Origin of the sequence: Streptomyces sp. NPDC048277, assembly GCF_040652235.1 — a bacterium.
Lineage (GTDB): Bacteria > Actinomycetota > Actinomycetes > Streptomycetales > Streptomycetaceae > Streptomyces.
In genome coordinates, this window is sequence record NZ_JBEZLQ010000036.1 from 92,337 (window position 1) to 106,564 (window position 14,228).

Here is a 14,228-nt window from a genome sequence, read left to right on the forward strand (position 1 = left end):
GCTGACGCGGCTTTCCTCGGTCTCGACCGACGCGATTTCCGCGGTCTCGGCCGACGCGTCGGACCCGGCTGACGCTAGGTGACGGCCGTGCCCGGTGCCGGGGCCCGTCCCGGCCACCGGGACTCGCCGTTGTACGGAGCGGCGGCCATGTCTTGAATCACCTGACCATGAGACCGACCGGAGACCACCGCGGCCGGGCGTCCCGCTTCGACGTCATCGTGGTGGGCGCCGGGGCGGCGGGGGCGGCCCTCGCGGCCCGGCTCGCCGAGGATCCCGACCGTACGGTGCTGGTGCTGGAGTCGGGTCCGGTGCCGGGCCTGCCGCCGTCGTTCGCACCGGAGTTGCTGGACGCCCGGCTGGTCCCCGGCGCACAGCCCGGGCACCCGGCCGTCCAGCCGTATCCCGCGCTCCTCGCCCCGGGCCGCCCGTACACGGTCGTCCGGGGCCGTGTCCTCGGCGGCTCGACCACCGTCAACGGCGGCTACTTCGTCCGGGCGCGGCGGGAGGACTTCGACCGGTGGGCCGCGGCGGGCGGCGGTCCGGTCTGGTCGTACGAGCGGATGCTGCCGTTCCTGCGGGCGCTGGAGACCGACCTCGATTACGGCGCCGGTCCGCTGCACGGTGACCGGGGGCCGGTGCGGGTCCGCCGTACCGACCTGGGCCACCCCGCCGCGGCCGCGTTCGGGGCGGCCGCCCGCCGGCTGGGATTTCCCGGGGAACCGGACAAGAACGCGCAGGACGAGCCGGGGTTCGGTCCGGTGCCCTCCAACGCCGTGGACGGAGTGCGGGTCAACACCGGCCTCGCCTACCTGTCACGGGTGTCCGGCCGGTCCAACCTCCTGGTGAGCGGGGACAGTACGGTCCTCGGGGTCGTCGTCGAGCGCGGGCGGGCGACCGGTGTGGTGGTCGAGCGGGACGGGCGGCGCAGGACCGTGCGCGGCGGTGAAGTCGTGCTCTGCGCGGGGGCGTTGCGCTCCCCGCAGCTGCTCCTGCTCTCGGGCGTCGGACCGCGCGCGGAGCTGGCGGCTCTCGGGATACCGGTCGTCGAGGACGTGCCCGCCGTGGGGGCCCGGTTCGGTGACCATCCTCAGGTGGTGCTGGAGTGGCTGCCCCGACGGCGGTCGCTGCCGGAACCGGTCGGCTCGTGGCTCGGCGGGGCCCTGCATCTCCCCTCGTCAGGCGGGGACCACCCGGGCGGTGATCTGGAGATACTGCAGTCCTTGGTCCCCATGGCCGGGCTGACCGGCGGGCGGGTGTCCGTGCCGGGGGCGCCGCTCGCGTTCCTGGTCTCCGTCCAGACACCGCGGTCCGGCGGGCGGCTGCGCCTGGACTCCGCCGATCCCGCGGCCCCGCCGAGCCTCGACCACGGCTACCTCGCCACGGCCGGGGACCGGCGGCGCCTGCGCGAAGTCGTCCGTGTCACCGCCGAGTTGGCGGCCACGCCCGACTTCGCGGAGGTCGGCGCCGGGCTCACGGACCCGGCGCCGCGGGTGCTGGCCGACGACCGGCTGCTCGACGAGTGGATCCTCGGGCATCTCGGCACCTGCCAGCACACCTGCGGCACGGTTCCGCTGGGTTCCGCCGTCGACGCCTACGGCCGGGTGCACGGCGTGGCGGGACTGCGGGTCGCGGACACGTCGATCCTGCCGACGCCGCCGCTGCGGGGCCCTGCGGCCACCGCCGTCCTCGTCGGCGAACTCGTCGCCGACGCCATGCGACGCGGCCTGACGTGATCCGCCCCGGAGCCCGGCGGTCCTGCCGTCACCTGTCGCGGACGGCCGCGTAGACACCGCCGTCGACGAGGATGTCGACGCCGTTCAGGAAGCTCGCGCCGCCCGAGAGCATGAACGCCACGACGTCGGCGACCTCCTCCGAGCGGCCGGTCCTGCCGAGCGGTGTCGCGTCGATCATCCGCTGCATCGACGTCTGCTTGGCCGCCTCCTGCCGGCCCTGCGGGGTGTCGATGATGCCCGGCGCCAGCGAGCACACACGCGCTCCGACCGGACCGAGCCGCACCGCCTCCTTCCGCGCGAACCGGGCCACACCGTGCTTGGCCCACGGGTAGGCCAGATTCGACTGCTCGATCTCCGGCCCGACCGCGTCGCGGATGCGGTCGAGGAAGTCCTCCCGCAGCGGCTCGTCCAGGATCGCGCCGATGGCCGGATCGGGGTTGTCGACCCGTGCGAGCAGCGGCGACATCGAGGAGAAGTACACATGCGCGGTGCCCTGGGTGGCCAGCGGGCGCAGCGCCTCGGCCAGCAGGGCGGTGCCGATGAGGTCCACCTCGAAGATGCGCCGCCAGTCGGCCATGGTGGGCGAGATGCCGGCCGCGTGGGCGACCGAGCGCAGCGTGCCGAGCTCGGCGACCCGGTCGGCGAGGCCGGCCAGGCCTGCGCGGTCGGTGATGTCGACGCCGAACGGCTCGGCGTGCGCCCGGCCGGCCGCGTCGTTGAGGTCCTTCGCCACCGTCTCCACGCCCGCCGCGTCCCGGTCGACGAGCAGCAGCACGTCCACGGTGTCGGCGAGCCGCCGGGCACAGGCCTCTCCCATACCGCGTCCGGCTCCGGTGACTATTCCTACGGTCGTCATGCCCTGCTCCTCGGTGACGTGGATTCCCGCGACCGCGACATCGGCCCCGGACGCGCCGTGCCTGCCGGGCCCGCCCCGGAAACCAGTCCCGCCCGGTTCCGGTGGCCACGGTCGTCGTACCGGCATGCAAACCCGCCGGGCTGACAGGCGCCGGACCACTTCCGGACAATTTCCGGACGTGACGCCGCTCACACGAACCAGTCGCAACGGCCCCCATTGACCAGTCACAACCGACTTGACCGGTCACAACCGACCCACCGGCCACCCACGACCGCCCCACCTGTCAGCCGCGACCGCCCCGCCGACCGCCCCCGGCCGCACGGCCCGCCGCTTCAGTCGCGTGGCCGCCCGAGCCGGTAGCCGAAGCCCCGGTGTGTATGGATCAGGGTGGGGTCCTCCCGGTCCACCTTCAGGCGCAGCCGGGAGACGAGCTTCTCGATCGCCTCGCTCGCCCGGAACTCGCCCCAGACGTGCCGGCTGATCTGTTCCTTGGACAGCACACGCTCGGCGTTGGCGAGCAGATGGCGCAGCAGCCGGTACTCGGCCGGAGACAGCCCCAGCGCCCTCGAACCGCGCCGGGCCTGGCAGCCGACGACGTCCAGCACCAGGTCGCCGTAGACGGCCTCCGCCGCCTCGCCCGCGATGTGCCGGCCCCGCAACAACATCTGCGCACGCGCCAGGACCTCGGCCGCCCGGACCGGCTTGGTGACGTAGTCCTCCCGGCCTCGGCCGAGCACGGGCAGGAGGGTGTGGAGGTATTCGCAGGTGATCAGGTAGAGCAGCGGCGGCCGGTCCTCGGGCGGGATACGGCGGCCCCGGGCCACCTCCTTCAGATCCGGCAGCGTGGCGTCCCAGACCACCAGGTCGAACGGCCGCCGGGTGATCTGCTCGATCCCCTCGACACCGGTCGCCGCCGTGCCGGCGACGCGGTATCCGGCCAGTTCCAGCGTCGTGGTGAGCAGATCGGTCTCCGTGACGTCATGCCCGACGATCAGCACGTCCCGGCCGCCGGTGCGGGACGGCACCGTCTGGACCTCGGGGTTCCCTCGCATGGCTCACCCTTTCGTGGTGGTGGGACGGGCGACACATGGCTAATAATTGCCTAACTCAAGCAAACCCACTACCGTCCTCCCCATGAGAAGAACGGTGCGACGCGCGGCGTGGGCCACGGTCCACCTCTTCAGGGCCGCGGCGATGGCCTTCGGCGTGTGGACCTTCATCACCGTGCTGCTGATCACCGCGGGCGGCACGCTGGCCGTGGTCGGCGTCTGGCTGCTGCCGGAGACGGTCCTGCTGATCCGGCGGATCGCGGGGGTCAAGCGGAGCCTGACCGCCGCCTGGACCGGTGTGAAGATCCCCGAGGTGTACCAGCCCCTGACCGGGACCGTGCGCGAACGGGTCGTCGCGGCCGTACGCGATCCCGGCACCCGCGGCGACCTGCGCTGGATGGCCGCCTACTGGTTCTACGGCGCCCTGCTCGCCCTCGCCCTGCCGCTGTGGCCGGTGGGGCTGGCCGTCGACGGCGTGTGGTGCGGGCTGCTGCGCCGCGAGGCGGTCGTCCTGCCGTTGATCGTGCGGCTCGCGGACCTGGAGGCCGACTGGTCGACCGCCCTGCTCAAGCCGTCCCCGCAGGCGCTGCTCACGGCCCGGGTCGAGCGGCTGGCGCAGACGAGGGCCGACGCGATCAACGCCCACGGTGCCGAACTGCGCCGTATCGAACGCGATCTGCACGACGGGGCGCAGGCACAGCTCGTGGCGCTGTCCATGCGCATGGGGCTCGCCAAGCGCGCCTACGGCAGGGACCACGAGACCGCCCTGCGGCTGCTGGACGAGGCCCAGGCGCAGGCCGAGAAGGCGCTGACGGAGCTGCGGCACGTGGTGCGCGGCATCCATCCGCCGATCCTGACCGACCGCGGCCTCACCGGTGCGGTGCGGGCGCTGGCGGCGAGCAGCGGGCTGGAGGTCGTTCTGGACGACGGCGGCCTGGACCAGGGGGTGCGGGCGCCCGCGGCGGTGGAGGCGGCCGCGTACTTCGTGGTGGCCGAGGCGCTCACCAATGTCGCCAAGTACAGCGGGGTCACCCGTGCCGAGGTACACCTCGTCCGGGCCCGGCGAGGCCTGCGGATCAGCGTCCGGGACGAGGGGTGCGGCGGTGCCGACGAGGCCGGCGGCTCGGGGCTGCTCGGCATGCGGCGCCGGGTCGCCGCGCTCGACGGTACCGTCCGGTTGTCCAGCCCCGTCGGGGGCCCGACCTTGATCGAAGTGGAGCTGCCGTGCGTGTGGTGATCGCCGAGGACAACGCCCTCCTGCGGGAGGGCATGGTCCTGTTGCTGACCTCGGCCGGGCACGAGGTGGTGGCCGTCGCGGGCAGCGGGCCCGAGGTCGTGCCCGCGCTGCTGGCGCATCGGCCGGACGTGGCCGTGCTCGACGTCCGGATGCCGCCCTCCTTCCGCGACGAGGGGCTGCGGGCGGCGCTGGAGGCCCGCGAGCGGATCCCCGGGCTGCCGGTGCTGGTGCTCTCGCAGTACGTCGAGGAGTCGTACGCCGCCGAGTTGCTGGGCGGCGGCACCAGCGGGATCGGCTATCTCCTCAAGGACCGGGTGGGCCGGGTCGACGAGTTCCTCGACGCGCTGGAGCGGGTCGCGGCGGGCGGCACCGCGCTGGACCCCGAGGTCGTCACCGAACTCCTCACCCGCCGCAAGGACTCCCCGCTGGACTCGCTCACCCCGCGCGAGCGCGAGGTGCTGAAGCTGATGGCGGAGGGTCATGACAACTCGACCATCGCCAGGGCCCTGGTGGTCACCGAGCGCGCGGTCCACAAGCACATCGGCAACGTCTTCCTGAAGCTGGGCCTGCCGCCGAGCGACAGCGGCCACCGGCGGGTCCTGGCGGTACTGGCCTATCTGGCGCACGCACCGGAGGCGTGACCGCCGGACACCGAGACGGGCCGCCCCGGCACCCAGCTCCGGACCCAGCCCGGCGTCCGTCCCGCAGGACCGTCCGCCAAGCCCCGCAAGGCACCGCCGTCTAGCGGTCCGCCGCCGCCACGGTCAGCGTGAGCCGGGCGCCGTCGGGGCCGCCCAGCCGGATCCGCTGGGTCGTCCGCTCGACCTCCGTCGCCAGCCACGGGTTGTCGTCCGTGCCCGGGTGGAGGACGAACTCGGGGAAGTCGCTGCTGTGGAGGTGCAGCCGGAGCCGGTGGCCGGCGCGCAGCCGGTAGCCGACATGGCCGAGGCCGAGCGTCAGAGCCCTGACCGGGCTGTCGAGGTGGACACGGCCGTGGGCGACGAGTTCGGCCTCGCCGTCCGGGTGGACGTCCAGCAGCTTCGCGAAGAGGTCGGTGGAGGGTCCGGTGGTGGTGAGGGACAGCTCGACGGAGACCGGGCCCGCGAGGTCGACGGGTGCGGTGACGGGGGCGGCGTCGAAGACCAGGACGTCGCCGCGCTTGGACCAGTCGTGCAGACGGGGGTTGGTCTGGAGGTAGGCGAAGGCGTTGGGGGCGGCCGAGGGCACCGGGTCGGCGGGGTCGTGGACCCAGCTCGCCGTGGACCGGTCCGCGGGCGGGACGATGTCGAGCCGGCCGGGGGTGTCGCCGTCCGGGGCCCCGGCGTCCGGGGCCGGATGGAGGGTCATGACCGTACTGCCGGCCGGGGGCCAGACGGTGTCCGTGCGGAAGCCGTCCTCGTCGCCGTGGACCAGGCGCCAGCGGACGCGCGGCAGTTCGGCGGGGCTGCCCTGGCGCCTGAGGAAGACGTCGAAGAAGTCCAGGGCGGGGTCGAGGTAGCCGGGCAGGAGGGTGCGGAACGCCTCCTGGCTCCGGGCGTGGTCCCGGGACGCGTCGTCGTAGGGGGCGCCGGCCAGGTGGTAGTTCTCGTGGTCGATGGCGTCGATCAGCAGGTACTGCTGGTTGGCCCAGTCGGGGCGGCTGGTGAGTTCCTCGATGTCGCGCCAGTGCCAGGGTGCGCAGTTGTCGTACCAGCCGACGGTGTGCAGGACCGGGATGGCGCGGTGGTCGAAGGGATGCCCTTCCGGCCAGCGGCGCAGGCGTACGTCGCGCGGGAAGCTGATGTCGAAGGAGGGCGAGCGCCGGCCCAGGTTCCGGAAGAACTCCTCGAAGGGCGCTATCAGGGGGCGACGCTCGGGGTCGGGCTCCCATTCGTAGGTGTCGGGTCCCACGTAGTGGGTGGCCATGTAGCCGAGGTGGATGCCCATCTCGACGTCACGGGTGCCGTCGTGGTGGTCGACCACCTGACCGAGTTCGGTGCCGGTGACCCGGGGCGCGATGGCGCGCAGCGCGCGGTGTCCGCTCGCGACCGCGGCCCACTGGGTGTAGCCGTAGTACGAGTCGCCCCACATGCCGACGATCCCGTCGGACCACGCCTGGTGGGTGATCCATTCGAGGGTGTCGTGACCGTCGTGGACCTCGTTGACGAACAGCAGCGTCTCGCCCTCGGAGCGGAACTTGCCGCGGACGTCCTGGACGGCGACGCGGTAGCCGCGCCGCGTCATGTAGCGGGCGATGAGCGGGAGCGCGGCGTACGTGCCCGACTTGTCGTACGGCAGCCGGACGAGGACGGTCGGGCCGGGATCGTCGGCGGACGTGCCGTCGGGGAGGTAGACGTCGGTGGCCAGTCGGACACCGTCGCGCATCCGGACCCTGAAGGTCAGGGCGGAGGGGTCGACGGGCGCGGCCGTGACGGTCTCGTAGGGCGCGTTCACGTGGCAGCCTCACATGCGGTCGTGGGGTGGCGGCGCGGGCGGAGGAACCCGACGGGTGGGCACACAGTGGCAGTCCGGCCATAGATTTTCAAGACTGACAAACAAAGAGGCGCTTCCGGGGCCGCGATCGGCACGGTGTGCGATGCTTCGGCTCGTCCGGTGTCGGGATCACGTGGGAGGTACGTCGGCGATGGGGCGTCGGAGTCTGGCCGCCGAGCGACGGCAGCAGGTGATGGAGGCGGCGAGCCGGTGCATGGCCACGTACGGACTGGCCGGCACCACCCTGGAGAAGATCGCCGAGGAGTCCGGGCTGAGCCGCAGCCATGTCCGGCACTACGTCGGCAACCGCGACGACCTGCTGCTCGCGCTGGTGGAATGGGTCCAGGAACGCGACGACCGGGCGTTCGCCGCCGCCGTGGCGGAGGCGCCGCCGGCACAGCGGCTCGCGGTGGCCATGGACCACCTGTTCGGGTCCTGGTTCCTGGGGGCGGGCGACGAGGGCGCGGTGATCCTGGAGCTGGTCAAGGCGGGCCGGAGCGACGAGACACTGCGCGAGGCCATGATGTCGGGCTACCGGCTGATGCTCGGCGCGATCGAGTCCGCGCTGGCGGCCGAGTTCCCGGACAGCACACCGCCGGCCCGGCGCAGCACCGCGTACGGCCTGCTCTGCCTGGCGATCGGCAACGCCATGATGTCGGACCTGGACCGGCCGCTCGGCTCCGGCGGCCTGATCCGGGTGGCGGGCGAGGCCCTGGTCGCCCAGCTCGGCGCGGTCACCGCGGGCGGGGCGACGACGGCCCGGGACTGACACCGGCCGCCAAGAGAAGAGAACGGCGAGCAGGCCGGCACCACCCACCGGGGGACCGAGCGCCGGGCCGCCACCACCGACCAGGGAACCGCGCGCGGAAACCGGCACCACCCGCCAGGGAACGGAGAAACCTCGCCGTTACTTTGTCTTCATTGACAAGGTATTCGGCTCCTGGCACTGTCGGGGAACCGCGACGAGCGGGACGGGCCCTTCCGCGGCCCCCCCGGCACCGCGCCGCACCCCACCCTTCCCTGGGAGGCTTTCGTGTCCCCGAAGCACCGCCCACCCCGCTGGCCGCTCCTGGCCGCCGTCCCCCTGCTGGGGCTCACGGCCTGTACCGGGGGCCAGTCGGCCGCCTCCGGGGGCGCCTCTTCCGAAGCCTCGCCCACGGTGGAGGTCAGCACGCCCGCCGCCACGGGCGACATCGACACCCTCCACTGGGACCTGCCCTCGGGCGAGCCCGCCAGTCTCGACTACGCCCATGCCGGCGACTACAGCTCCAACGTGATGGTCGCCAACCTCTGCGACACCCTCGTCCGGATGAAGGCCGACCTGACCTACTCCCCCGGCCTCGCCACCTCGTGGAGCAACCCGGACCCGACCACCCTGGTCTACAAGATCCGCAAGGGCGTGAAGTTCTGGGACGGCTCGGCCCTCACCGCCGCCGACGTGGCCTACAGCCTGAACCGCAACCTGGACGAGAAGGTCGCGTCCAACAACTCCCCCAACTTCGTGAACGTCACATCCATCAGGGCCACCGGCCCGCTGGAGGTGACGGTCAGGTTCAAGGAGCCGGACGAGCTGTTCAACAAGGAGATGGCGGCCACCTCGGGGGTGATCGCCAAGGCCGACTTCATCAGGAAGAAGGGCTCGGCGTACGGCAAGGGCTCGAACGGCGTGATGTGCACCGGGCCGTTCGAACTCGCCGACTGGAAGGCCAACACGAGCATCCGCCTGGTGCGCAACGACGCCTACTGGGACAAGTCCTTCCGGGCCCGCGCCGCCACGGTCGACGTCTCCTTCGTCGCCGACACCACCAACCTGACGCTGGGCCTCAAGTCCGGCCAGCTGGACGGCGCCTTCGGCGTCCCCGCCGCCGCGCTCCCGGCCCTGACGAACACGACGAACGGCGCCGTGCACCAGGGCTCCGGACTCAGCTCGTACCAACTGGCCCCCAACGGCACCCCCGCGGGCAAGGACGCCCACATACGTCTGGCCCTGCTCAAGGTCATCGACCGCAAGGCCCTCGCCACCGCCGTCTTCCACAACAGCGCCTCCCCCCTCTACACCTTCATCCCGCCGTCGGGATGGGACACGGACGCGAAGGCGACCTTCCAGAGCGCGTACGACAAGCTCGACAAGCCCGGTCCGGACGGCGACGCCGCCGCCGCGAAGAAGGAACTCGCGCAGAGCCCGCTCAAGGACACCACCGTGACCATCGGCGTCCAGGCCGGTGACGCCACGGAGGTCACGACCGTCACCCTGATCCAGGAGCAGGCCCGCAGGATCGGACTCCGCGTCCGGATCGAGCAGTTGCAGCCGCTGCAGTTCAACACCGCGTTCTACGACCCCAAGGCGCGGGCGGGCATCGACTTCCTGCTCACCAAGGGCTTCCTCAGCGTCGCCGACCCGCTCGACTACCTCGCCCTCGGGCCGGTGCCGCAGGGCCAGTTCAACTGGATCGGGTGGAACGACACCAGGACCGCCGCCCTGATCGCCGAGGCCCGGCGGACCACGGACGCGACCAAGCGTGCCGACTACATCGTGCAGGCGCAGGCCCGGTACGAGGCGGTCGCCTGGTCCGTCCCGCTGCTGAGCATCAACGAGGTCACCTACCTCAACCAGCGCGTCACCGGTGCCCCGCTCACCACCGCCGCGATCTTCCAGCCCTCGCTCGCCGTCATCGGCTCGGCGAAGGCGAAGTAGGAGGCCGGGATGCGCACCACCCTACGGACCCTGCTGGGCTCGCTGGCGACCCTGTTCGCCTCCAGCCTGGCCATCTTCCTCGCGCTGGCGGCCTCACCGGGCGACGCCGCGGCCCGCCTCGCCGGCTCCCGGGCCACCGCCGCGCAGATCGCGGTGATCCGCCACGCCCACGGCCTCGACCAGCCGCTGCCCCTGCGCTATCTGCACTGGCTCCGGGGCTGTCTGCACGGTGACTTCGGTACGTCGCTCCAGTACCAGCAGAGCGTCTCCTCGCTCCTGGCGCCCCGCATCGGCCAGACCCTCGCCCTGGTCGGCCTGACCGCGCTGCTCATCGTGGCCGGCGGACTGGGCGCGGGCATCGTGGGGGCGCTGAGCCGCCCCGGCTCCGCCGCCCTGACCGTCCTGTCCGGGGTCGGGGTGGCGGTGCCGTCCTTCGTGGCCGCGGCCCTGCTCATCCAGTTCTTCGCGCTCTGGCTGGGCTGGCTGCCCGCGATCTCCACGGGAGTCGGCGGGGTGCGCGGGCTGATCCTGCCCGCTCTCGCGCTCGCCCTGTCCTGGGCGGCCTATCTGTCCCAGGTCGTGCGCGCGTCGCTGCGCGAGCAGCTCGGCCAGGAGCATGTGGCCGTCGCCCGCTCCCGGGGCCTCGGCCCGGCCGGGGTCTTCCGCAGGCACGTCCTGCGCAACGCGGCGCCGGAGATCACCACGGTGTCGGGGCTCGCGGTCGCCGGGCTCATCGCGGGCACGGTCGTGGTGGAGCAGGCGTTCGGCATCGGCGGCCTCGGCTCGTTCCTGGTCCAGTCCGTCGCCGACAAGGACAGCAACGTCGTCCTGGCGATCAGCCTGCTGATGGTGGCCGCGTTCATCGTGACCACCACCGTCACCGACCTCCTGCACCGCGCGCTCGACCCCCGCGTCCGCGCCACCCGTGAAAGGCAGCCCCGATGACGACGGCATCGCTCGCGCTCCCGGCGGCGGCGCGCCCCCGGCGCGGACCACGGGTGGATCCCCTCTCGTCCGCGCTCGGCGCGGTCCTGCTCCTGCTCGCCCTGGCCGCCGTACTGGCCCCGTTGATCGCTCCGTACGACCCGGCGGCGACCGACATCCTGGCCGCCGACTCCGGTCCCTCCCCGGCGCATTGGCTCGGCGCGGACGAACTCGGCCGCGATGTCCTGTCCCGGCTGCTGTACGGCGCCCGCCTCAGTCTGCTCGGCCCCACGCTGATCATCGCCGCGGCCACCGTGCTGGGCACCGCGCTCGGGGTCGCGTCCGCCTGGCTGGGCGGCTGGTTCGACACGGTGGCCAGCCGGGTCCTGGACTTCTTCTTCGCCTTCCCGGGCCTGCTGCTGTCGGTCCTGGCCGTGGCGATGATCGGCACCGGTTTTCTCGCGCCGGTCACCGCGCTCGCCCTCGCGTACACGCCGTACATCGCGCGCGTCACCCGCACCATCGCGGTGCGGGAGCGCAGCCTCGCGTATGTGGAGGCGCTGCGCAGCCATGGTCTCGGCGGCTGGGCGATCTGCCTGCGCCATCTGGTCCCGGCCGTGTGGCCGGTGATCCGCGCCCAGTCCGCGATCGCCTTCGGCTCGGCCCTGGTGGACCTGGCGGCGGTCTCGTATCTCGGGCTCGGCGTCCAACCGCCGTCCTCGGAGTGGGGGTTGATGGTCGCCCAGGGGCAGTCGTCCCTGCTCGGGGGCGCACCCTGGCAGTCGCTGTCCGCCGGTTTGCTGATCATCTTCGTCGTCCTCGCCGTCAACACCATCGGCGAACGGACCGGCGACACGGACACGGCAGGAGTACGGCCATGAACGCGCCGGCAGTCGAGCGGCCGCTGCTCGACATCAGCGGACTCCACGTCCGGCTCGCGGGCGGACGGACCGTCCTGCACGACGTCTCCTACGCAGTGCGGCCCGGTGAGTCCCTGGGTCTGGTGGGCGAGTCGGGCTCGGGCAAGTCGATGAGTCTCAAGGCCGTCCTGCGGATGCTGCCCGCCGGGGCCCGCGCGGAGGGCGGCATCGGCTTCGACGGACGGTCCGTGACCGCCATGACCTCGCGGGAGCTGCGTGCGTTCCGGGCCGGCGAGGTGGCGATGATCCCGCAGGATCCGCGCACCGCCGCCAATCCCGTGCGCACGGTGGGCGACTTCCTCACCGAGGTCCTGGTCCGCGGGCGGGGCGTCCCGCGCGGACAGGCCGTCGAGCAGGCGGTCCGGCAGCTCGCCGACGTCGGCATCCCCGACGGCGAACAGCGGCTGCGCCAGCACCCGCACCAGCTGTCGGGCGGCCTGCTCCAGCGGGTGATGATCGCCGCGGCCCTGGCCGTCGAACCGCGTCTGCTGCTGGCCGACGAACCGACCACCGCGCTGGACGTGACCACCCAGCAGGAGGTGATGGCCATTCTCGACGAGCAGCGCCGCCGGCATCGGCTCGCCATGGTCCTGGTCACCCATGACCTCGACCTGGCCGCGGCCGTCACCGACCGCATCGCCGTGATGTACGCCGGCACGATCGTCGAACTCGCCCCTTCCGAGGGGCTGCACCGCACCGCCCGGCACCCCTACACCGCGGGCCTGCTGCGCTCCCGCCCGGCGATCGGCACCCGGGCCCGCCCGGTCAGCCTCCCCGGACGGCCCGTGTCCGCCTTCGAGGCGGGGCCGGGATGCGTCTTCGCCGACCGCTGCGCCTTCGCCGAGGAGCGCTGCCGCACGGACCGTCCGCGCCTCGAAGCGCACGGCACCCACCTGGTCGCCTGCCACCGCGCGGCCGAACTCACCGCGGCCGCGAGCCCTCTGGAGGCGACGTCATGACCACACCCGTTCTGGAAGCCGTCGCCCTGCGCAAGGAGTTCTCCGGCGGCCGGGTCGCCGTCGACGACGTGTCCCTGGCCCTGCCGCCCGGCGGCTCGGTGGGCGTCGTCGGCGAGTCCGGCTCCGGCAAGACCACGGTCGCCCGGATGCTCGTGGGTCTGGAGACCCCCACGGCCGGGACCGTACGGATCGACGGCGAACCGCTGTTCACGGGCCGGGCCGCACCCCGCGGCCGTGCCGAGCGGGTGGGCCGCGCCCGCCGGATCCAGCTCGTCTTCCAGGATCCGTACGCCTCCCTGGACCCTCGTCAGACCGTCGGCGCCGGCATCGACGAGCTGCTGCGCCTGCACGAACCGGACCGCGACCGGCGCCGCGACCGTGCGGCCGAACTCCTGGACCAGGTCGGCCTGGACGCCCGCATGGCGGGTTCGACGCCGAGCGCCCTGTCGGGCGGGCAGCGGCAGCGGGTGGCCGTCGCCCGCGCCCTGGTCTCCCGCCCGAAGGTGCTCGTCCTGGACGAGGCGGTCTCCGCGCTCGACGTGTCCATCCAGGCCCAGGTGCTCAACCTGCTCTCCGACCTGCGCGCCGAACTCGGCATCGGCTATCTCTTCGTCACCCATGACCTGGCCGTGGTGCAGCAGGTGACCGACGACCTGATCGTGATGCACCGGGGCCGCGTCGTCGAGCGCGGCACGACCGACGAGGTGCTCACCGCGCCCGGACACGACTACACCCGGGGCCTGTTGGCGGCCGTACCCCGCGAGGGCTGGCGCCCGGCCCGCCGGTCGTGACGCGCAGGTCGGACGCATCGCATGGGTGGGTCCGCGGTCTCCGCACCCCTAGTTAGACAATCTGTCAAATTACCGAACCGTAACCTACGGGGTGCTATCACGAGTAACTTACTGGCGCGTAAGGTTCTGGCGAACCACCCCCCATCGGCATGAGCCGGCCCGGGACGGCCGCGCTCTCCCGCCGCATTCACCTGTGCACCTCACTGCCGGCCGCATCACAGGAGGTTCGCCATGCCCGCACGCAGACGGCTGCTCGCAGCAGCAGTCACCGCTGCCGCCTGCCTCGGCGCCCAGGCCCTCGCAAGCACCGCCGCCACGGCGGCTGACGAGGTGGTCTCCCGGGGCGTCACCATCCCCGCGTTCTACAACCCGCCCGCCGACCTGCCTTCGGCGAACGGCACCCTGATCCGCAGCGAGCCCCTTCCGCTCGCCCTCAGCCTGCCCGGCCTGGACGGGCCGCTCCCCGGCAGCGCGACCCGACTGATGTACAAGTCCACGGACTCGAACGGTCAGCCGGTCGCCGTCACCGGCGCCTACATCGAACCGACCGCCGCCTGGCAGGGCGACGGCCCCCGGCCGCTGGTGGCGCTGG

The 14,228-nt window shown here is 72.9% G+C and carries 12 protein-coding genes and 1 pseudogene; 10 read left to right on the forward strand and 3 right to left on the reverse strand.

Annotated elements, in window-relative coordinates; translation table 11 throughout:
• Nucleotides 1–167 precede the first annotated feature (167 nt).
• On the forward strand, nucleotides 168–1,733 hold the full coding sequence (gene mftG / locus AB0D85_RS46795) for a mycofactocin system GMC family oxidoreductase MftG (RefSeq protein WP_362335824.1): 1,566 nt from the start codon (nucleotides 168–170) through the stop codon (nucleotides 1,731–1,733).
• Between the two features lie 28 nt (nucleotides 1,734–1,761).
• Here the strand turns inward: mftG and AB0D85_RS46800 are convergent, their stop codons facing one another.
• Together AB0D85_RS46800 and AB0D85_RS46805 are read right to left on the reverse strand one after the other, a co-directional pair.
• Nucleotides 1,762–2,589 (reverse strand): SDR family oxidoreductase, encoded by an 828-nt coding sequence (locus AB0D85_RS46800; RefSeq protein ID WP_362335827.1) that lies wholly within the window; start codon nucleotides 2,587–2,589, stop codon nucleotides 1,762–1,764.
• 332 nt (nucleotides 2,590–2,921) lie between these two features.
• A complete protein-coding gene (locus tag AB0D85_RS46805; RefSeq protein ID WP_362335830.1) occupies nucleotides 2,922–3,641 on the reverse strand; it encodes a response regulator transcription factor in 720 nt (239 codons plus the stop codon).
• 82 nt (nucleotides 3,642–3,723) lie between these two features.
• Here AB0D85_RS46805 and AB0D85_RS46810 point away from each other — a divergent pair, with 82 nt between their 5' ends.
• Both AB0D85_RS46810 and AB0D85_RS46815 read left to right on the forward strand, forming a co-directional pair.
• On the forward strand, nucleotides 3,724–4,875 hold the full coding sequence (locus AB0D85_RS46810) for a histidine kinase (RefSeq protein ID WP_362335833.1): 1,152 nt from the start codon (nucleotides 3,724–3,726) through the stop codon (nucleotides 4,873–4,875).
• Entirely contained in the window at nucleotides 4,863–5,516 is a 654-nt protein-coding gene (locus tag AB0D85_RS46815; RefSeq protein WP_362335836.1) for a response regulator transcription factor, read from the forward strand. Before AB0D85_RS46810 ends, AB0D85_RS46815 begins: the two co-directional genes overlap by 13 nt.
• A 100-nt stretch (nucleotides 5,517–5,616) precedes the next feature.
• On the opposite strand, the gene AB0D85_RS46820 is transcribed toward AB0D85_RS46815, so the two are convergent.
• Nucleotides 5,617–7,308: a CocE/NonD family hydrolase gene (locus AB0D85_RS46820; RefSeq protein WP_362335839.1), complete on the reverse strand. Its 1,692-nt coding sequence runs from the start codon at nucleotides 7,306–7,308 to the stop codon at nucleotides 5,617–5,619.
• Nucleotides 7,309–7,498: 190 nt separating this feature from the next.
• Between AB0D85_RS46820 and AB0D85_RS46825 the strand changes: the two genes are divergently transcribed.
• From AB0D85_RS46825 to AB0D85_RS46855, 7 genes and pseudogenes are all read left to right on the forward strand, one after another.
• Nucleotides 7,499–8,116 (forward strand): helix-turn-helix domain-containing protein, encoded by a 618-nt coding sequence (locus tag AB0D85_RS46825; RefSeq protein WP_362335842.1) that lies wholly within the window; start codon nucleotides 7,499–7,501, stop codon nucleotides 8,114–8,116.
• A 264-nt stretch (nucleotides 8,117–8,380) separates the two neighbouring features.
• The gene (locus AB0D85_RS46830; protein WP_362335845.1) at nucleotides 8,381–10,042 is read left to right on the forward strand and encodes an ABC transporter substrate-binding protein; all 1,662 of its coding nucleotides are present in this window, start codon (nucleotides 8,381–8,383) and stop codon (nucleotides 10,040–10,042) included.
• A gap of 9 nt (nucleotides 10,043–10,051) precedes the next feature.
• Nucleotides 10,052–10,987, forward strand: a complete 936-nt coding sequence (locus AB0D85_RS46835) for an ABC transporter permease (RefSeq protein WP_362335848.1) — start codon at nucleotides 10,052–10,054, stop codon at nucleotides 10,985–10,987.
• Nucleotides 10,984–11,847: an ABC transporter permease gene (locus AB0D85_RS46840; protein ID WP_362335851.1), complete on the forward strand. Its 864-nt coding sequence runs from the start codon at nucleotides 10,984–10,986 to the stop codon at nucleotides 11,845–11,847. Before AB0D85_RS46835 ends, AB0D85_RS46840 begins: the two co-directional genes overlap by 4 nt.
• Complete coding sequence (locus tag AB0D85_RS46845; protein ID WP_362335854.1) at nucleotides 11,844–12,845, forward strand: ABC transporter ATP-binding protein; 1,002 nt, start codon at nucleotides 11,844–11,846, stop codon at nucleotides 12,843–12,845. The genes AB0D85_RS46840 and AB0D85_RS46845 overlap by 4 nt, the downstream gene beginning before the upstream one ends.
• Nucleotides 12,842–13,636, forward strand: a complete 795-nt coding sequence (locus AB0D85_RS46850) for an ATP-binding cassette domain-containing protein (RefSeq protein WP_362335857.1) — start codon at nucleotides 12,842–12,844, stop codon at nucleotides 13,634–13,636. Before AB0D85_RS46845 ends, AB0D85_RS46850 begins: the two co-directional genes overlap by 4 nt.
• A gap of 231 nt (nucleotides 13,637–13,867) precedes the next feature.
• Nucleotides 13,868–14,228: pseudogene (locus tag AB0D85_RS46855) on the forward strand (triacylglycerol lipase); the annotation flags it as partial.

Excerpts from the sequence above, each read along its gene's own strand:
- mftG (WP_362335824.1), top strand. The coding sequence starts at position 168 with ATGAGACCGACCGGAGACCACCGCGGCCGGGCGTCCCGCTTCGACGTC.
- AB0D85_RS46835 (WP_362335848.1), top strand. The coding sequence starts at position 10,052 with ATGCGCACCACCCTACGGACCCTGCTGGGCTCGCTGGCGACCCTGTTC.
- AB0D85_RS46825 (WP_362335842.1), top strand. The coding sequence starts at position 7,499 with ATGGGGCGTCGGAGTCTGGCCGCCGAGCGACGGCAGCAGGTGATGGAG.
- AB0D85_RS46810 (WP_362335833.1), top strand. The coding sequence starts at position 3,724 with ATGAGAAGAACGGTGCGACGCGCGGCGTGGGCCACGGTCCACCTCTTC.
- AB0D85_RS46800 (WP_362335827.1), bottom strand. The coding sequence starts at position 2,589 with ATGACGACCGTAGGAATAGTCACCGGAGCCGGACGCGGTATGGGAGAG.
- AB0D85_RS46840 (WP_362335851.1), top strand. The coding sequence starts at position 10,984 with ATGACGACGGCATCGCTCGCGCTCCCGGCGGCGGCGCGCCCCCGGCGC.
- AB0D85_RS46805 (WP_362335830.1), bottom strand. The coding sequence starts at position 3,641 with ATGCGAGGGAACCCCGAGGTCCAGACGGTGCCGTCCCGCACCGGCGGC.
- AB0D85_RS46850 (WP_362335857.1), top strand. The coding sequence starts at position 12,842 with ATGACCACACCCGTTCTGGAAGCCGTCGCCCTGCGCAAGGAGTTCTCC.
- AB0D85_RS46845 (WP_362335854.1), top strand. The coding sequence starts at position 11,844 with ATGAACGCGCCGGCAGTCGAGCGGCCGCTGCTCGACATCAGCGGACTC.